This window comes from Kitasatospora sp. NPDC101157, from assembly GCF_044768255.1.
In the GTDB taxonomy this organism is placed as follows: Bacteria; Actinomycetota; Actinomycetes; order Streptomycetales; family Streptomycetaceae; genus Kitasatospora.
In genome coordinates this window covers 104,946-121,668 of sequence record NZ_JBIWPL010000010.1, presented here as the reverse complement: position 1 = coordinate 121,668, position 16,723 = coordinate 104,946, and the positions used below count along the sequence as shown (strand labels likewise).

Annotated in this window: 16 protein-coding genes and 1 tRNA gene; 5 read left to right on the top strand and 12 right to left on the bottom strand. The window is 72.0% G+C overall.

Annotation, left to right across the window (positions count from 1 at the left end):
• Positions 1-292: 292 nt before the first annotated feature.
• The 4 genes from ACIRVF_RS21435 to ACIRVF_RS21420 form a co-directional block, all read right to left on the bottom strand.
• The gene (locus tag ACIRVF_RS21435) at positions 293-1,447 is read right to left on the bottom strand and encodes a glycosyltransferase (protein WP_402819893.1); all 1,155 of its coding nucleotides are present in this window, start codon (positions 1,445-1,447) and stop codon (positions 293-295) included.
• Between the two features lie 131 nt (positions 1,448-1,578).
• The gene (locus tag ACIRVF_RS21430) at positions 1,579-2,538 is read right to left on the bottom strand and encodes an ATP-binding cassette domain-containing protein (protein WP_402819890.1); all 960 of its coding nucleotides are present in this window, start codon (positions 2,536-2,538) and stop codon (positions 1,579-1,581) included.
• Between the two features lie 29 nt (positions 2,539-2,567).
• Positions 2,568-3,500, bottom strand: a complete 933-nt coding sequence (locus ACIRVF_RS21425; protein ID WP_402819887.1) for an ABC transporter permease — start codon at positions 3,498-3,500, stop codon at positions 2,568-2,570.
• Positions 3,493-4,395, bottom strand: a complete 903-nt coding sequence (locus tag ACIRVF_RS21420) for an ABC transporter permease (RefSeq protein ID WP_402819884.1) — start codon at positions 4,393-4,395, stop codon at positions 3,493-3,495. Before ACIRVF_RS21420 ends, ACIRVF_RS21425 begins: the two co-directional genes overlap by 8 nt.
• Positions 4,396-4,675: 280 nt before the next feature.
• Here ACIRVF_RS21420 and ACIRVF_RS21415 point away from each other — a divergent pair, with 280 nt between their 5' ends.
• Positions 4,676-6,994, top strand: coding sequence for a transglycosylase domain-containing protein (locus ACIRVF_RS21415; RefSeq protein WP_402819881.1), 2,319 nt, complete (start codon positions 4,676-4,678; stop codon positions 6,992-6,994).
• Between the two features lie 79 nt (positions 6,995-7,073).
• Here the strand turns inward: ACIRVF_RS21415 and ACIRVF_RS21410 are convergent, their stop codons facing one another.
• On the bottom strand, positions 7,074-8,249 hold the full coding sequence (locus ACIRVF_RS21410; RefSeq protein ID WP_402819878.1) for a winged helix DNA-binding domain-containing protein: 1,176 nt from the start codon (positions 8,247-8,249) through the stop codon (positions 7,074-7,076).
• Between the two features lie 16 nt (positions 8,250-8,265).
• Between ACIRVF_RS21410 and ACIRVF_RS21405 the strand changes: the two genes are divergently transcribed.
• Positions 8,266-8,670 (top strand): SDR family oxidoreductase, encoded by a 405-nt coding sequence (locus ACIRVF_RS21405; protein ID WP_402820221.1) that lies wholly within the window; start codon positions 8,266-8,268, stop codon positions 8,668-8,670.
• 81 nt (positions 8,671-8,751) lie between these two features.
• Here the strand turns inward: ACIRVF_RS21405 and ACIRVF_RS21400 are convergent, their stop codons facing one another.
• Positions 8,752-9,054 carry a co-chaperone GroES gene (locus tag ACIRVF_RS21400; RefSeq protein WP_079136310.1) on the bottom strand — a complete coding sequence of 101 codons (303 nt, stop codon included), beginning with the start codon at positions 9,052-9,054 and terminating at the stop codon, positions 8,752-8,754.
• A 188-nt stretch (positions 9,055-9,242) separates the two neighbouring features.
• Entirely contained in the window at positions 9,243-9,584 is a 342-nt protein-coding gene (locus ACIRVF_RS21395) for a DUF3618 domain-containing protein (RefSeq protein ID WP_402819875.1), read from the bottom strand.
• Between the two features lie 156 nt (positions 9,585-9,740).
• Between ACIRVF_RS21395 and bcp the strand changes: the two genes are divergently transcribed.
• The gene (gene bcp, locus ACIRVF_RS21390; RefSeq protein ID WP_360425146.1) at positions 9,741-10,214 is read left to right on the top strand and encodes a thioredoxin-dependent thiol peroxidase; all 474 of its coding nucleotides are present in this window, start codon (positions 9,741-9,743) and stop codon (positions 10,212-10,214) included.
• 129 nt (positions 10,215-10,343) lie between these two features.
• Here bcp and ACIRVF_RS21385 read toward each other — a convergent pair whose 3' ends face one another.
• A complete protein-coding gene (locus ACIRVF_RS21385) occupies positions 10,344-12,737 on the bottom strand; it encodes a chitinase C-terminal domain-containing protein (RefSeq protein ID WP_402820218.1) in 2,394 nt (797 codons plus the stop codon).
• A 294-nt stretch (positions 12,738-13,031) separates the two neighbouring features.
• On the opposite strand from ACIRVF_RS21385, the gene ACIRVF_RS21380 reads away from it, so the two are divergent.
• Complete coding sequence (locus ACIRVF_RS21380) at positions 13,032-13,892, top strand: HNH endonuclease (RefSeq protein WP_402819870.1); 861 nt, start codon at positions 13,032-13,034, stop codon at positions 13,890-13,892.
• A gap of 64 nt (positions 13,893-13,956) precedes the next feature.
• Positions 13,957-14,031 (top strand) — tRNA-Leu (locus tag ACIRVF_RS21375).
• A gap of 66 nt (positions 14,032-14,097) precedes the next feature.
• On the opposite strand, the gene rdgB is transcribed toward ACIRVF_RS21375, so the two are convergent.
• From rdgB to ACIRVF_RS21355, 4 genes are all read right to left on the bottom strand, one after another.
• Positions 14,098-14,703: an RdgB/HAM1 family non-canonical purine NTP pyrophosphatase gene (gene rdgB, locus ACIRVF_RS21370; protein WP_402819867.1), complete on the bottom strand. Its 606-nt coding sequence runs from the start codon at positions 14,701-14,703 to the stop codon at positions 14,098-14,100.
• 31 nt (positions 14,704-14,734) lie between these two features.
• Positions 14,735-15,124 carry a hypothetical protein gene (locus tag ACIRVF_RS21365; RefSeq protein ID WP_402819864.1) on the bottom strand — a complete coding sequence of 130 codons (390 nt, stop codon included), beginning with the start codon at positions 15,122-15,124 and terminating at the stop codon, positions 14,735-14,737.
• A 145-nt stretch (positions 15,125-15,269) separates the two neighbouring features.
• Positions 15,270-15,995, bottom strand: coding sequence for a ribonuclease PH (rph, locus tag ACIRVF_RS21360; RefSeq protein WP_402819861.1), 726 nt, complete (start codon positions 15,993-15,995; stop codon positions 15,270-15,272).
• A 104-nt stretch (positions 15,996-16,099) separates the two neighbouring features.
• Entirely contained in the window at positions 16,100-16,516 is a 417-nt protein-coding gene (locus tag ACIRVF_RS21355) for a glucose PTS transporter subunit EIIB (RefSeq protein WP_402819858.1), read from the bottom strand.
• Positions 16,517-16,723 lie beyond the last annotated feature (207 nt).

Genomic DNA, 16,723 nt, shown 5'->3' with positions numbered 1-16,723 from the left:
CGGCGCGGATGGGGGCGTGCCCCGCGATCACCCCGCCCCGACCCGCGACCGCACGCCCCTGTCGGCAACCGCACGCCCCGAGCGGGCAGTGTCGTGGTGGCGCCCGGCCAGGCCCTCGGCGGGCCACCCGCTTGAGCGCCCCGCCCGAACCCTCCTCCCGGAGGAACGGCGGCACGCCCCGGTCGACGCTCCCCACCACCCGGGGCCGCGCTGTCCGCGCCGATCACCCGGTGGCCCTGCCGCAGCCGTTCGAGAGCGGTCCGGCCGGCCGAACGAGCAGCCGTCCGGCCGGTCATCCCCGGCCTCCGTTCACCGAGTTGGCGAGCCGGCGCCACCCCGGATGGCGCCGCAACCCGCGCCGCACCTGCTCCGGGACGACACCGCGCCACAACTGCTGGGCGAGGTTGAGCGGTGGAGTGGCCTCGAACGGCGGCTCCTCGCGCAGCAGGAACAGCTCGTCCGGCAGGCCGAGCCGGGCGTCCCGGAACGCCGGGTAGCCCGCGTAGTGCCGCCGACCGTCGACCACCACCGGCGGTTCGCCGTGCGCGGCCTCGTAGCGGATCTGGTCGCGCAGCACCTCCGGCCGTCCGGCGACGGCCAGTTCGAGGCGCAGCCGCTCGGAGACGGGCAACCGGTGGTACACCTCGCGGACGCCGAACCGCTCGACCAGTCGGCCGACCTCGGCGCACACCCGCCGCTGCAGCCCGTCGTCCAGCAGCAGGAAGCCGGCCTGGAGCAGCCGGGGCACGTCCCAGGTGAAGCTGCGGACCCGGATGGCGTCCAACTCCTCGCCCGGCTCGACCAGTTCGTCGGCGACCTGCTGCAGTGCGGCGATTCCGCGCAGCCGGTCCAGCACCGAGGCCCGCCCGGTGGCGTTGCCCCGGTCCTCGCGCAGCACCAGGAAGTAGCAGTCGCAGTCCGACAGGACGGGCCCCCGGCCCGCCCGCGGGCAGGCCTCCGGGGCGAGCGGATGGTCCGGGAGGGACTGCAACCCCTCGTCGCCGAGCAGCCCGTGGCACCGGACGATGTCGAGCCGGAGCGGCTCGATGCCGGCCGGTGCCCGGGCCGACGCCGGGTCGGTGCAGCCGACCGACTCGGCATCGGCGGCCGCGACCAGCCGCTCCAGTGCCTCCGGGCCGAGCCGGTCGCCGACGCCGAGGAAGAGCACGAAGCGGCCGCGGGCCATCGCCAGGCCGCGGTCGGCGGGGTCGGCCGGGCCGGCCGGGCCCCCCGAGTCGGGCCGGTGGAGCACCCGGAACAGTCCGGGGTGCCGGGCGGCGTACTCGTCCAGCAGCGCCCCGCCGCCGTCCGTGGAACCGTCGTCGACGACCACCACCTCCAGCCGCCCCGGCGCCAGGGACTGCACGACCAGCGAGTCCAGGCAGGCGGTGAGGTGCGGCACGGCGTTGTGGACCGCGACCACCACGGTCACGTCGGGTACGGGCATCGGGCGGCGCGCCTCCGGGCTGCGGTCGAACAGGACCTCGCCCCGTCAACTCGGCCACCCGCCGGGGAGTCACGTGCCCTCCCCGTACGGGTGGCCGGGATCCGGACGCGCGCACCCCGCACCGACCGGCCCTAACCGATCGCGACCTCCGCGTACATCCGCGCGATCACGTCCTCGATGGCCGGCTCGCGCACCGAGAGGTCCACCAGCGGGTACCGCGCCGCGACCTCCGCGACGATCGGCGCCGCGCTCTCCTGTGCCGGGAAGGCCAGCCACTGGCGCGGCCCCTCGACCTTCACCACCCGCGCCCCCGCCACCTCGATCGGCGGCCGGGCCTCGGCCAGGTCGACCACCAGGGTCCGCTCACTGCGCCCGGCGGCGTGCAGCCCGTCCAGTCCGCCGTCGTGGACGACCCGGCCGTGGTCGATCACCATCACCCGGTCGCAGAGCTGTTCGATGTCGGTGAGGTCGTGGGTGGTGAGCAGCACCGTGGTGCCGCGGTCCCGGTTGACCTCGCGCAGGAACTCGCGCACCTTGCCCTTGCTGACCACGTCCAGGCCGATGGTCGGCTCGTCCAGGTAGAGCACCTGGGGATCGTGCAGCAGCGCGGCCGCGAGGTCGCCGCGCATCCGCTGGCCGAGTGAGAGCTGCCGGACGGGGGTGTCCAACAGGCCCTCCAGGTCCAGCAGTTCGACGCAGCGCCCGAGGTTCTCGCGGTAGCGCCGGTCGGGGATCCGGTAGATCCGGCGGGCGAGTTCGAAGGAGTCGCGCAGCGGGAGGTCCCACCACAGGGTGGTGCGCTGGCCGAAGACGACGCCGATCCGGCGGGCCAGCGCGACGCGTTCGCGGGCCGGGTCGACCCCGGCGACGCGCAGCCGGCCGGAGCTGGGGACGAGGATGCCGGTGAGCATCTTGATGGTGGTCGACTTGCCGGCGCCGTTGGGGCCGATGTAACCGACGCACTCGCCGGCCTCGACGGTGAAGCTGAGCCCGTCCACCGCGCGCACCTCGCGCCTGACCCGGCTGAACCGGCCGGTGCGGGCGCGCACGGTGAAGGTGCGGTGGACGTCCTGGAGTTCGATCAGTGCCATGTCGGTCTTCCTTGCGGAGAAAGGGGTGTTCAACTGCCGGTGCCCCGGTAGGCGCGCAGACCGGCCCGCCAGGCCGTCCCGGCGGCTGCGACGCACAGCACGGCGGCGACCGGGGAGGCGTACTGGAAGGCGGTGGGCAGCCCGAGCGGGTCGGGCCGGTCGAGGATGCGCAGGCTGGGCAGCCAGTTGACGAAGGCCAGCGGGACGCCGAAGACCACCCCGGCGACCAGTTCCTTGGCGAAGATGGTCGGCGGGTAGTGGAGCAGGGTCGCGCCGCCGTAGGTGAAGGAGTTCTGGATCTCCTTGGACTCGCCCCACCAGAACTGGACGGTCGCGCCGCCGACGTAGATCGCACCGAAGATGACGCTGCCGCACACCAGCAGGACCGGCACCAGCAGCACCCGGTCCCAGGTCCAGTGCACGTCCAGGGTGGCCAGTGACCAGCCGAGCACGATCACCGCCTGGAGCGGGCGGCCGAGCCGGCGCAGGCTGAAGCGTTCGGCGCACAGCTGGGAGAGCGCCGGGGCGGGGCGGATCAGCATGGTGTCCAGCGAGCCGCTCACGATCCGCACGCCGAGGCCGTCGGCCGAGCCGACCAGCAGGTTGGCCATGCCGAGGGAGAAGGTCGCGGTGGCGTAGAGGAAGGCGATCTCCGGCAGGCTCCAGCCGCCGAGCCGGTCGGTGTGCTCGAACATGATCACCAGGACGACGAAGTCGAGGGAGTGGGTGACGAGGCTGGCCAGCAGGTTCAGGAGGAAGGAGGCCCGGTAGGCCATCATCGAGCGCATCCACATCCGGGCGCACAGCCACCAGGAGCGGACCGCCCAGGAGGTCCGGGCGAGGAACGACTCGGCGGCGAACGGTTCCGGGGTGAACGACTCCGTGGCGAGCGACTCACCGGCGGACGGCTCGGCGGCGGACGGCTCGGCGGCGGACGGCTCGGCGGAGAACGACTCAGCCACCCTGCACCACCACCCGACGGGTGGCCAGCCACTGCGCGCCCCGCCCGGCGAGCAGCAGCACGACCGCCCAGCCGAGCTGGAAGCCCAGCGCGGGGAGCAGTCCGGCGCCGGCCGCCCGCTCAAGGAAGACGTCGGTCGGCACCTTGACCAGCGCCGCCCAGGGCAGCAGCGGGGCGAGGTCGCCGAGCCGTCCGGGGAAGAGCGCGATCGGCAGCAGCATCCCGGAGAAGAACATCGAGACCACCAGCATCACCGCGCGCACCCCCTCCGAGTCGTGCAGCCAGAAGCCGGTGATCGAGACCAGGAACCGCAGCCCGAAGCTGACCAGCACCGCGAGCAGGACGGAGAGCAGGAAGAACACCCAGGTCAGCGGGTGTTGGGGCATCCGGGTGCGGAACACCAGCGCACCGACCAGCATCGGCACGGTGCCGCGGACCAGCGCCTGGAAGCCGGCCCGGCCGAGGTCGGTGGCCAGCCACCAGCCCTGGAAGTCGACCGGACGGTAGAGGTCGACGGCGATGTCGCCGCTGCGGAAGCGGTCCTGGAGGTCGTCCTGGAAGCCCCCGCCCCAGACGGCGACGGTGACCAGCAGTCCCTGGCTGACCCAGATGTAGGTGACGGCCTGGCTCTGGTCGTAGCCGCCGAGGTGGGGGCGGGCCTGCCAGAGGGCGAGGAAGGAGGAGGCCAGGATGATGCCGAAGACGGTGTTGGTGAAGGCGCCGGCCAGCGTGGCGGCCCGGTAGGTGGAGTAGCGGCGGAAGGCGCCGCGGGCGACGGCGGTGTACAGCCCGAAGGCGGCGTACCACCCGGCGGCAGGTCCGCCGGCGGCGGACCCGGGCGCGGATCCACCGGAGGTATCAGGGGGCCTCGCCCCGACGAGCGCAGCGTTCTGCATATTGTCTCCTTGTCGACAAATACGGGCGGACGGCTGCCCGCAGCCGGCCGCGCACGCCCCAGCGGCTCCGACCGGCCGTACCCGGGGGTACCGGGCGGGCGGGCGGAGCTGTCAGAAGTCGGTGCGCTATGCGATTTGCACCTTTCACCGTACCGCCAGGCCCCACCGCCCGCACCCGGATTTCCGACGCACCCCGGGGCGCACAACACCGCCCGCGCAACCGCGCACCTCAGACCCCCGGCCGCCGCTGAGCCCGCGTCAAATAGCAGATAATCCCGTCATGACCTTGAGCACCCGACGCCAGGCCAAACGGGCCGCCCGCCGCGAAGCCCGCCGCGCCCTCCCCCTCTGGCGCCGGATGCTGCCCACCTGGCGGATCACCCTCGGCACCCTCACCGCGCTGCTGCTGCTCGCCGTCGGCGCCTTCGCCGTGCTCTACGTCATCGTCCCGGTGCCCGACCCCAACGCCCACGCCGTCGCCCAGAACAACATCTACCTCTACGCCGACGGCACCACCGAGATCGCCCGCACCGGCGCCGTCAACCGCACCGACGTCACCATCGACCAGATCCCGCTGCAGACCCAGCAGGCCGTCGTCTCCGCCGAGGACCGCACCTTCTACCAGAACCGCGGCATCGACCTGAAGGGCATGCTCCGGGCCGGCTGGAACACCCTGCTCGGCAAGGGCATGCAGGGCGGCTCCACCATCACCCAGCAGTACGTCAAGAACTACTACCTGACCCAGGACCAGACCTTCGAGCGCAAGGGCCGCGAACTCTTCATCGCCCTCAAGGTCGACCAGCAGCGCAGCAAGAACGAGATCCTCGCCGGCTACCTCAACAGCAGCTACTTCGGCCGCGGCGCCTACGGCATCCAGAGCGCCGCCCACGCCTACTACGGCATCGACGTCTCCCAGCTCACCCTCGGCCAGGGCGCCTACCTCGCCTCCCTCCTCCAGGCCCCCAGCCTCTACGACGTCAAGACCGCCACCCCCGCCAACCGCGAGAAGGCCGTCGCCCGCTGGAACTACGCCCTCGACGGCATGGTCCAACTCGGCTTCCTGACCACCGCCGACCGCAACGCCACCACCTTCCCCGAGCCCATCGACCCCCAGCCGGCCACCGGCCTCGCCGGCCAGGCCGGCTACCTGGTCGGCGTCGCCGACGACTACCTCATCTCCTCCGGCACCATCGACGCCGCCACCCTCAAGGCCGGCGGCTGGCGGATCACCACCACCTTCGAGAAGCCCAGGCAGGACGCCTTCGTCAAGGCCGTCCAGGACGAACTCACCGACGAACTCGACCCCAAGGCCCGCCCCACCACCGACACCGACGTCCGGGTCGCCGGCGCCTCCGTCGACCCCGCCACCGGCCGCGTCGTCGCCGTCTACGGCGGCCCCGACTACGCGAAGCAGCCCTTCAACGACGCCCTGCGCCAGGACAACCAGATCGGCTCCACCTTCAAGCCGATCGACCTCGCGGCCGGCCTGACCGCCCAGCACACCGTCGACGGCCGCCCCATCACCACCGAGACCCGCTACGACGGCACCAGCGAACGCCCCGTCACCGGCGGCCCCACCCCCTACGCGCCCCCCAACGAGGACAACGTCGACTACGGCAACATCACCCTGCGCTACGCCATGGTCAAGTCCGTCAACTCCGTCTACGCCCAGGAAGGCGTCGACGCCGGACTCGCCCGCGTCCGGGACACCGCCGTCAAACTCGGCATCCCCGACAGCGTCCGCGGCATGGACCCGGCCAACACCTCCATGACCCTCGGCACCGCCACCCCCAGCGCCCTCGACCTGGCCGGCGCCTACGCCACCCTCGCCAACCACGGCCAGGCCCACACCCCCTGGTCCGTCCAGAAGCTCGAACGGGTCAACCCCGGCGGCGCCGTCGACGTCCCCAAGATGCCCGACCACAAGGCCACCGACGCCGTCGGCCGCAACGTCGCCGACTCCGTCACCGACGTGCTGCGCGACGTCGTCAGCCCGCGCGGCACCGGCGCCGCCGCCCTCGCCCTCGGCCGCCCCGCCGCCGGCAAGACCGGCACCACCGACGCCAACCTCTCCGCCTGGTTCGCCGGCTACACCCCCGAACTCACCACCGCCGTAGGCCTGTTCCGCGAGAACCCGAAGAGCCACGCCAAGGAACCGCTGGCCGGCACCGCCGGCCTCACCCGGATCAACGGCGGCGCCTTCCCCACCAAGATCTGGACCGACTACATGACCGCCGCCCTCGGCGGCACCCCCACCCAGCAGTTCGACCTCCAGACCGGCCACACCGACCCCGGCCCCGACAACTGGCCCACCACCGGCGCCCCCACCAGCAGCTCCCCCAGCGCCGGCCCCAGCACCACCAGCACCGGCGCCCCCGCCACCACCCCCAGCCACGCCCCCAGCGCCCCCGCCACCACCGAACAGCCCGGCCCCGGCCCCGTCACCCCCAGCCCGCAGAACCCCCAGCCCACCCCCACCCAGGAACAGCCCAGCCCCAGCAGCCGGCCCACCCAGACCCGACCCGCCCGGCCCAGCGAACCGCCCACCGCCACCGCCGGCCCCAGCGGCACCGCGGTCGCCCCGGCCCCGGCCCGATGAACGGGCAGCCGAACCCGAGGCAGGGCCCACGGCAGGGCCCGCTCCCGCCGACGACTCCCGGCCGACCCGCTCGCCGCCGCTACCGCTTGGCGGTCAACTCCCGCTCCAGCGGCGTCCGGAAGCGCGGCGTCACCCGCACCTCACCCAGCCACGCCGCCAACCGCCCCGCCTCCGCCGCGACCGCCCGCTCCGCCTCCGCCCCGACCTCCCGGAACAGCCGCCACACCACCTCGCCGTCCGACCGCTGCGCCCAGCCACCGACCACCTCCCCGCACCACCACACCGTCGGCCCGGCGTTGCCCGCCCGGTCGAACAGCGCCGGCACGTCCTCCGGCCGCAGGTACCAGTCCCGCCCGCGCCAGCCCATCACCGCCGGATCCAGCGCCGGCAGCAGCGCCGCCCACGGCTCCGGGGCCGCCACCGGCTCCTCGTCCCCCGGCAGCACCAGCGCCGCCGCGCCGCCAGCCAGCGCCACGCCCCGGGCCCCCACGTCCGCCAGCGCCGTCCGGACGTCCCCCAGCGTCCAGCCCGTCCACCACTTCACGTCCTCGACCGTGCCCGGACCGTACGCCGCCAGCCAGCGCCGCACCACCTCCGCCTTCGCCTCCCGCACCGGCACGTCCGGCCACTGCGGCACCAGCGCCCACGGATAGCTGCTGCTCAACCAGGACCCGCGCGGACGGCACCGGCGCACGTGCCCGTCCGAGGCCAGCAACCGCAGCAGCCGGCTCCCCACGCTCTGCTTCGCCTCGTACGCCTTGCCCGCCGACATCAGCATCGTCTCGCGCAACTGCGGGACGTCCTCACCGAGTTCCTTGGTCGTCGCCTCCCCGCGCACGGCCAGCGCGGCCAGCACCTCGCGCTCCGTCTGCGCCAGCCGGCCCGCGTCCCAGCCCTCGGCGTGGGCCCGCAGGTGCTTCAGCAGCGTCGCCCGCTCCTTCGCCGCGATCGCCCGCGCCGCCGCCGCGCTCACGTACGGGGCCAGCTCCTCCGTCACCGCGAAGATCGTCCGCCGCATCGACAGCAGCTTCACCAGCGAGACGTCCCCGTACAGCGCCCGGTCCACCTCCGCCGCCGCGGGCTCCGCCAGCCGCGCACACGCCGACAGGTACACCGTCGCCGCGTCCGTCGCGTGCAGGCCGACCACCGCGTCGGCCACGTCCTCCACCCGCGCCGCCCGCACCGAGGGCGCCAACAGCTGCCGACGCCCCAACCGGGCCCGCCGCTCCCCATCACCGATCACCGGGACACTCATGCCCGGACCCTAGCGGCTGCCGCCGACAAAGCCGGCGAACCGGGGACACCACCCCCCGCCCCCGCCAGCTCCACCGCCAACCCCGCGCCGCCCTCCGCCCTCCGCCCTCAGCACCCGCCGCCGCAACGCCTCCGCCGCCGCCAGCATCTGCGGCACCATCGAGGGCCTGGTCCGGGCCCCGGCCGTGGAACCCGCCCCGATCCGGGTCAGCGCCGTCCGGGCAGGCACGGTCGGCACCGCGCTCTGGTACGGCTTCCCGGAGGCCGACCGCGAGCGGCTGTTCGCCGGGATCGCCGGCACCCTCCCGCTCGGCCGGATCGCCGAACCCGAGGAGGTCGCCGAGTCGTCCGTCCACCTGCTGAACCAGCGCTCCGCCACCGGCACGGTCATCACGGTCGACGGCGGCATCCTCCTGGCCTGATCAGGGAGAACCCGACCGCGCCGAACCCGACCACGTCGAACGGGTCCGCCGGCCGCATCCCGGCCGACGGACCCGTCACGGTCACAGGTACAGGCCGGTCGAGCCCTCGGTGTCACCGAAGCGGGTCGCCGCCACCGCGTGCAGGTCGCGCTCGCGCAGCAGGACGTAGGTGGCGCCGCGGACCTCCACCTCCAGCTTGTCCTCCGGGTCGTACAGCACCCGGTCACCCGGCTCCACCGAGCGCACGCTCTGGCCCACCGCCACGGCCTCGGCCCAGGTACAACGCTTGGACAGCTCCGCGGTCGCCGGGATCAGGATGCCGCCGGTCGAGCGGCGCTCGCCCTCGCTGCCCTCGATGCGCACCAGCACGCGGTCGTGCAGCATCCGGATCGGCAGCTTCTCGCCCAACCGGTCGTGCCGCGCGGACTCGTGCTCGTGGTCGGAATGCGTCGGGTTGTCGTTCGTACTCACGATCCCGAAGGTACCGCCCCGGCGTGCCGGGTGTGACGCTGGCCCGGCATGCGGAAGGACCGGCCCCGCCCGACGGCGGCCCGGTCCTCCGGAACCACGGCTCAGTCCTTGCGGCGCTTGCGGGACGAGGCGATCAGCACCACCAGGCCGACGCCGACCAGCGCCGCCGGGACGATCCGCTCCTTGCGCGGCTGCCCCTTCTCGTCCACGAACTGCGTCCTGACCTTCTCGACCAGGCCGCTCGCGGCCACGTACGCCTTGGCCGTCTTCTCCTCAACGGTGGCCATCGCCTTCGCCTTGATCTGGGCGGAGATGGTGCTCGGGTGGACCCGCACGGCCAGCTCGTCCAGGTTCACCGCGAGCCGCTCGCGGGTGCGCTCGATGTCCGCCTCGATCTGCGCAGCCGTCCGCTCCGGCTTGTCCTGCGTGCTCGCACCGCCCACTCGGGCCACCCCATTCACTTGCCGATGTCGTCCTGTCGTCCTGTGGGACCAGCCCAGTCTGTCAGCTGCCGGGCACGGACGCGCGGCCCCACCCACCAACGGGGGTAAGTTTGCCGTGGTACGACCGTCCGTCCCAGCCTCCAGGAGAGTACGACCGTGACTGAGCGCCTCCAGCCCGGCGACACCGCGCCCGCCTTCAGCCTGTCCGACGCCGACGGCAACCAGGTCTCCCTCGCCGACCACCTGGGCCGCAAGGTCATCGTCTACTTCTACCCGGCCGCGCTCACCCCCGGCTGCACCAAGCAGGCCTGCGACTTCACCGACAACCTGGAGGTCTTCGCGGGCGCCGGCTACGACGTCATCGGCATCTCCCCCGACCAGCCGGAGAAGCTCGGCAAGTTCCGCGAGAAGGAGGACCTCAAGGTCACCCTGCTCTCCGACCCGGACCACCGGGTGCTGGAGGCGTACGCCGCCTACGGCGAGAAGCAGAACTACGGCCGCACCTACCAGGGCGTGATCCGCTCCACGATCGTCGTGGACGAGCAGGGCAAGGTCGAGCGGGCGCTGTACAACGTCAAGGCCACCGGACACGTCGCCAAGCTGCTGCGGGACCTCAAGGTCGAGGCCTGACCACTCCCTCCCTTCTTTCCTTCCGTTTCCGTCCTTCCTTCCGCGGCAAACGCAGCGGTGGCGGCCCACCCCCCGACCGGGTGTGCCGCCACCGCCGTTCCTCACCTCCGGTGACCGCCGCCGTCGGGCTCAGCAGGCACCGAGGTCGCTCCAGACGCCCCAGGCGCCGCTGGCGGCCGGGTCGTCGCCCTTGGTCCACCACTTGTTCTGGTAGTAGCGGCCCTTCCAGGACACCTTGGTCGGCGTCGCGTAGGTGGTCCCCGCGTCCCAGCCGGGGGCGGCCGTGCAGGTGCCCGAGGTCGGGGTCGGCGTCGGCGTCGCGGTCGGCGTCGCGGTCGGCGTCGCGGTCGGGCTGGGCGTCCCGGTGGGGGTGCCCGTCGGAGTCGGGGTGGGAGTGCCCGTCGGGGTCGGGGTCGGAGTGGGCGTCGGGGTCGGGGTCGGAGTGGGCGTCGGCGTGCCGCCCTCCACCGCGCCCCGGGTCAGGTCGCCCTTGATCCCGTACGGCGTCCCGCCCACGTTGACCGTCCAGTTCGACGGAGTGGACACCGGCAGGTAGTAGACGAAGTCCATGTCCACCGAGGCCCCCGGCGCCAGCGACTGCCAGCCCGGCAGCTTGACCGACACCCGGTTGTAGGTGCCCTTCAGCCCGCCCGCGTTGCCAGGGCCCGGGTTGTCCTGCCGGATCACCTGCAGCCCGAAGCCGGACTGGTCCTTGGCGTTGCCCGGGGCCGAGTTGCTGTAGTCGAACTGGAACTCGGTGCCGCCCGGCAAGGTCAGCGTCGAGTTGTTGACGATGTGCAGCTTCGGGTTGATCGGGTAGTTCGAGTCGCCCAGCGCGAAGTTGGTGAACGACACGTCGATCGGCAGGGTCTGCTGCGGCAGCGGGACGGTCGAACGGGTCGCGCCGTACGGGCTCGCCGACTTGAACCTGTCGTACATCAGCGAGGTCAGCGTCGAGCCGGGGACGTACTCGCCCTTGCCGCCGTTGGCGGTGGCGTCCCACCGGTAGTCACCCGCGAGCTCCCAGATCATCGCGCCGCCGGCGCCCTGGTTGACGATGTAGTCCGCCTTGGCGCCCACCGACTGCTCGTCCTCGGTGGACAGGAACACCTTCTTGGTGTCGTTCCACAGCCACGGCGCCGCCAGCGAACTGCTGTAGTTGCGGGTGTAGCTGCCCTGCAGCGCGGTGTCGGTCACGCCGTACCTGGCCAGGTAGTCGGGCAGGATGCCCTTCTCCAGGTTCTTGGCGTGCCACATCGGGTTCGACCCGGCCGGGGACTCCTTGCCCGCGTCGTCCTTGTCGTTCCAGATGTTGTCGATGCCGACCGCGCCGTCACCGCAGGCGGTCAGCCCGGAGCCGGCCGGGCAGGTGGTCGCGGCGGCGGTGCCCCACAGACCGTTGGTGCCGCCCTGGACGTTCTTGAAGCCACGGGTGTAGTACGGCAGGCCGACGTTGATCCGCCCGCCCGGCATCGCGCCGCGGAAGTAGTGGTACGACCAGTCGGCGTTGAGGTAGCCGATGCCGCCGTACTGCCCGGTGCCGTACACGTTGGCGGCCGCCAACTCTCCGTCCCTGCCGTCGTCGTAGAGCGAGGCGTTCGGACCGACGTACTTGTTCCAGGCACCGTGCAGGTCGTACGACATGATGTTGACGTAGTCCAGGTACTGGGCCACCTGGAAGGTCTCCATGCCGCGCAGCAGGTAGCCCGAGGACGGCGCCGCGACCGACAGCAGGTAGTGCCTGCCGTCGGCGGCACCCGCCTTGTCCAGGCTCTCCCGCAGGGTCTTCATCAGCGCCGCGTACCCCTTGGCCAGCGAGCCGCGCTTGGAGTTGGCCAGCTGCCAGTCCAGCGGGTTGCCGGCGTCCTTCATCGAGGTCGGGTACTCGTAGTCGATGTCGACGCCGTTGAAGCCGTACTTGCGGATGAAGTCGACGGAGGAGGCGGCGAAGGTGTCGATGCCGGCCTGGTTGACGCTGCCGTCCGGGTTGACCGTCATCGAGTAGAAGCCACCGGAGCCGACGCGCTTGCCGTCGTCCCCGAAGTAGCCGCCGGTTTCGGCCCAACCACCCACCGAGATCAGGGTCTTGACGTTCGGGTACTGCTTCTTGAACTTCGTCAGCAGGTTGAAGTGGCCCTTGTACGGCAGTGTCGGATCCAGCTCCGCGCCCGGCACCCCCGGGAAGGAGATCCCGGTGGCCTCGTTGGTCGGGCCGTCCGCGCCGACCGAGAGCTTGTTGTCCCCGCCGACGTGCCCGAAGGCGTAGTTGAGGTGGGTGACCTTGTCCCAGGGGACGTCGCTCACCAGGTACGGCTGGTCGCCGTTCCTGCCGGTGCGCCAGCCGGTGAAGTACCCGATGATGCGGCGCTGGTGGTCCGCGCCCATCTTCTCGCGCCCAGCGGTGTCGTAGACCGAACAGTACGGGACGTCCACCCCCGGCGTCTGGTACAGCCCGTCCGGCCGGCACGCCGCGTTGTCGACCGCCGCCGACGCCTGCGAGGGCACCGCGCCCAGCGTCGCCATCACCAGCCCGGCCAACGCCGCCGCCGCCAACGAGGCCGTACCCGCCCGGGCGGCGGAGCTCTTTCGGATCAACACTCGGTCCTCCAGGAGAGAGTGTCGGCACGCGCCCGTGGGGAGAGCACGCACGTGGGGGATTCAATTGGCGCCGAAGCTATGTGGTCTGGACCACGCAGGTCAATAGGTCTGTACCAATTGGCAAACACTTCCCAAACCCCCGACAGGCCGTAACCCTTCCGCCCGCCGATCGTTGCCAGACCGGAGAAGGGGGCTCACGAGCCCACAGGGGGAACAACCATGCCGGTCAAGTACACCCGCGAACTGCTCGCCGCCCTCGCGGCCGAGTCCAGCAGCGTCAACGAGATGATGCGCAAACTCGGCGTGCCGATGGCGGGTGGCACGCACAGCTACCTGAGCAAGCGACTCAGGCACTACGGGATCGACACCTCGCACTTCAACCACGGCAGGCCTGACTACGGACGGCGGCAGTACTCACGGGAGGCCCTGGTCGAAGCCGCCGCGAACAGCGACAGCATCAACGCGATGATGGCCTACCTGGGCGTCACCCCGTACGACAGCCTCTACGGATACCTGAAGAAGCGTCTGGCTGACTTCGGCATCGACACCTCGCACTTCAGGCTCAGGGGCTACGGCCGCAGCAGGGTCGAAGCCGTCCCGAAGGAGACCCTGGCGCAGGCCGTCGCCGAACACCGGAGCGTCCGAGGCGTGATCCTCGCCCTCGGGATGACCGACTGCGGCAGTACGCAGACGCTGGTGCGGGAAGCCATCGACTTCCACCGCCTCGACACCGACCACTTCACCGGACGGGCACACAACAAGGGGCAGAAGGCCGGACCGCGACGCACGCCCGAGGAGTTGCTGGTTCGGCGCCCGCCGGGCAGCCAGCGGGTCCCCGGCGATCGGCTTCGGACCATGCTCGTGCACATCGGGCATCCGAACGTCTGCGAGTCGTGCGGCACTCCCCCGACCTGGCTCGGACACCCGATGACCCTGGAGGTCGACCACATCAACGGCGACTGGCTGGACAACCGGCGGGAGAACCTCCGCCTGCTCTGCCCCAACTGTCACGCCATCACGCCGACCTACTGCGGCCGGAACATGAACCGCACCGGCCCCCGGAGGGACGTCGCCGCATAGCTCAATCCGATTTCGAGAAAGCGGCCGCAGCGGGATCCACCTAACGGTAGGCTTGCTTTGACGTGCGCCCGTACTCCAGCTGGCTAGAGAGATGCGGTTTAGGTCCGCAGTGTCGTGGGTTCGAGTCCCACCGGGCGTACTCAGCGAAATGGCCCGTTGCCCTTCGATTCGAAGGGCAACGGGCCACCGTCGTTCCTCCGGCGAATCAGCCGATGAGGTCCTTGACCACCGGGGCCAGAGCCCGGAAGGCCTGGCCGCGGTGGCTGATGGCGTTCTTCTCCTCGGCCGTCAGCTCGGCGCACGTACGCGTCTCGCCGAGGGGCTGGAGGATCGGGTCGTAGCCGAAGCCGTTGGTGCCGGCCGGGGCGGTGCGCAGGGTGCCGAGGAGGCGGCCCTCGACGACGCGTTCGGTGCCGTCCGGCAGGGCGAGGGCGGCGGCGCAGAAGAAGTGGGCGCCGCGGTGGGGTTCGGCGATGTCGGAGAGCTGGGCGAGCAGCAGTTCCAGGTTGGCGAGGTCGTCGCCGTGCTTGCCGGCCCAGCGGGCGGAGAAGATGCCGGGCGCACCGTTGAGCACGTCCACGCAGAGGCCGGAGTCGTCGGCGACGGCGGGCAGGCCGGTGGCGCGGGCGAGGGCGTGGGCCTTGAGCAGGGCGTTCTCGGCGAAGGTGACGCCGGTTTCGGGGACGTCAGGGATCTCGGGGTAGGCGTCGGCGCCGACGAGTTCGACGTCCAGGCCGGCATCGCCGAGGATGGCGCGCAGTTCGGCGACCTTGTGCTGGTTGCGGGTGGCGAGGATCAGACGGGTGGACATATCGCCCACCCTACCGAGAGCGCGGAGGGGTTCAGCCGGTGCAGACCGAGGTGAGGTTGCCCGCCGCGTCGCCGAGTGGCTTGAGGTCGGGGGCCTGCTTGTTGTCGACGGCCTGCTGGACCTTGTCGGCCTGCTTCTGGAGGTCGGTCACGGCCTTGGCGACGTCGGTGTTCTTTGCGCTCTTGCCGATCTGGTCGAGGTCGCTCTTGAGCTTCTGGAGCGCCTTCCCGGCGGCGGCCGAGTCGTTGCTGGAGTTGTCGTAGGCCTTGGTGAGGTCGGCGATGTCGCCGGTGACCTTGACTGCGGTGTTGCCGCAGTCGATGGCCTTCTGGGCGGCGGAGCAACTGACCATGCTGAGCGGGAGGATCGCGATCAGTCCGGCCACGGCGAGGGCGGCGGGGCGGGCGATGCTCGACGGCATCCGGTCCTCCTGGTGGGCGGGGGTTCCGTGGGGAGGGACGCGCGCCACCGGGTGCGCGGTTCCCGCAGCGAGGGCGCTGCGGGAACCGTACGGGCTGCGGCCCGCGCGTGTACAGCGGGCCGCACAGGTGTCCGGGGAGGGGGGTTCAGCCCTCCAGGGCCTTGCGCTGGATCTCGTCGAGTTCGGCGCAGCCGAGGCTGCCGAGGTCGAGGAGCTGGTTGAGCAGGTCGCGGTCGAAGGGGGCGCCTTCGGCGGTGCCCTGGACCTCGACGAAGCGGCCGTCGGCGGTGCAGACGATGTTCATGTCGGTCTCGGCGCGGACGTCCTCCTCGTACTGGAGGTCGAGCATGGGGACGCCGTCGATGATGCCGACGCTGACGGCGCTGACGCCGCCGGTGATGGGCTGGCCCTTGGCGCGGAGGAGCTTGCGGTCGCGGGCCCAGGAGACGGCGTCGACGAGGGCGACGTAGGCGCCGGTGATGGCGGCGGTGCGGGTGCCGCCGTCGGCCTGGAGGACGTCGCAGTCGAGCACGATGGTGTTCTCGGCGAGGGCGCGGTGGTCGACGACGGCGCGCAGGGAGCGGCCGATGAGCCGGCTGATCTCGTGGGTGCGGCCGCCGATGCGGCCCTTGACGGCTTCGCGGTCGCCGCGGGTGTTGGTGGCGCGCGGGAGCATGGAGTACTCGGCGGTGACCCAGCCCTCGCCGCTGCCCTTGCGCCAGCGGGGGACGCCTTCGGTGACGCTGGCGGTGCACAGCACCTTGGTGTCGCCGTAGGAGATCAGGACGGAGCCTTCGGCGTGCTTGCTCCAGCCCCGCTCGATGGTGATGGGGCGGAGCTGGTCGGGGGTGCGGCCGTCGATGCGTGACATAGCCACTGAGCGTAGCCGCTCGGCTCGGCGGCCCGGGCACGCGTCGGCCCGCCGTCCCCTGAGCGGGTCGGCGGGCCGTGGGCGGTGAGCCTGGGTGGCTCAGCTCACATCATGTCCTCGATGTCGGCGGCGATCGGGTCGGCGTCGGTGCCGATGACGACCTGGATCGCGGTGCCCATCTTGACGACGCCGTGGGCGCCGGCGGCCTTGAGGGCGGCCTCGTCGACCAGGGCGGCGTCCTTGACCTCGGTGCGCAGGCGGGTGATGCAGCCCTCGACCTCTTCGATGTTGTCGATGCCGCCCAGACCGGCGACGATCTTCTCAGCCTTGCTGGCCATCTGGTTCTCTCCCTCTGTTTCGGCCCTTCGGCGGCTTTGCCGGGTGCCGTCCTGCGCTGTGCTGGGGTGGTCCTCGACCGTCGGGGCGGTGAGGTCCGTGCCGGTGGCTGACGCGGGTTCAGCTGCGGTCGCGCTGCCGGGTGGCGCGCGACCAGCATGCCCCGAGCCGGTCCGGTCTGCCACGCTAGTCCACTTTTGGCCCACTCCGGCGCGCAGGCTCCGGACCGCCGCCCGAGGATGACGATCAGCGGGGCCCGCGTTCCGGTGTCCGGCCTGCGTCCCAAGGTGGTCTACACCAATATAGGTGTACTCCGGCGAACGCGGGGAGGGCCCCGGGTGTTCCCGGGCCCCGCCCGAGGGTCCCGCACGGGTCTCCCGACGGCAACCGCG

Excerpts from the sequence above, each read along its gene's own strand:
- ACIRVF_RS21420 (WP_402819884.1), bottom strand. The coding sequence starts at position 4,395 with ATGCAGAACGCTGCGCTCGTCGGGGCGAGGCCCCCTGATACCTCCGGT.
- rph (WP_402819861.1), bottom strand. The coding sequence starts at position 15,995 with ATGTCACGCATCGACGGCCGCACCCCCGACCAGCTCCGCCCCATCACC.
- ACIRVF_RS21415 (WP_402819881.1), top strand. The coding sequence starts at position 4,676 with ATGACCTTGAGCACCCGACGCCAGGCCAAACGGGCCGCCCGCCGCGAA.
- ACIRVF_RS21385 (WP_402820218.1), bottom strand. The coding sequence starts at position 12,737 with ATGGCGACGCTGGGCGCGGTGCCCTCGCAGGCGTCGGCGGCGGTCGAC.
- ACIRVF_RS21435 (WP_402819893.1), bottom strand. The coding sequence starts at position 1,447 with ATGCCCGTACCCGACGTGACCGTGGTGGTCGCGGTCCACAACGCCGTG.
- ACIRVF_RS21365 (WP_402819864.1), bottom strand. The coding sequence starts at position 15,124 with ATGCCGTCGAGCATCGCCCGCCCCGCCGCCCTCGCCGTGGCCGGACTG.
- ACIRVF_RS21410 (WP_402819878.1), bottom strand. The coding sequence starts at position 8,249 with ATGAGTGTCCCGGTGATCGGTGATGGGGAGCGGCGGGCCCGGTTGGGG.
- ACIRVF_RS21400 (WP_079136310.1), bottom strand. The coding sequence starts at position 9,054 with ATGCTGCACGACCGCGTGCTGGTGCGCATCGAGGGCAGCGAGGGCGAG.
- ACIRVF_RS21380 (WP_402819870.1), top strand. The coding sequence starts at position 13,032 with ATGCCGGTCAAGTACACCCGCGAACTGCTCGCCGCCCTCGCGGCCGAG.
- ACIRVF_RS21430 (WP_402819890.1), bottom strand. The coding sequence starts at position 2,538 with ATGGCACTGATCGAACTCCAGGACGTCCACCGCACCTTCACCGTGCGC.
- rdgB (WP_402819867.1), bottom strand. The coding sequence starts at position 14,703 with ATGTCCACCCGTCTGATCCTCGCCACCCGCAACCAGCACAAGGTCGCC.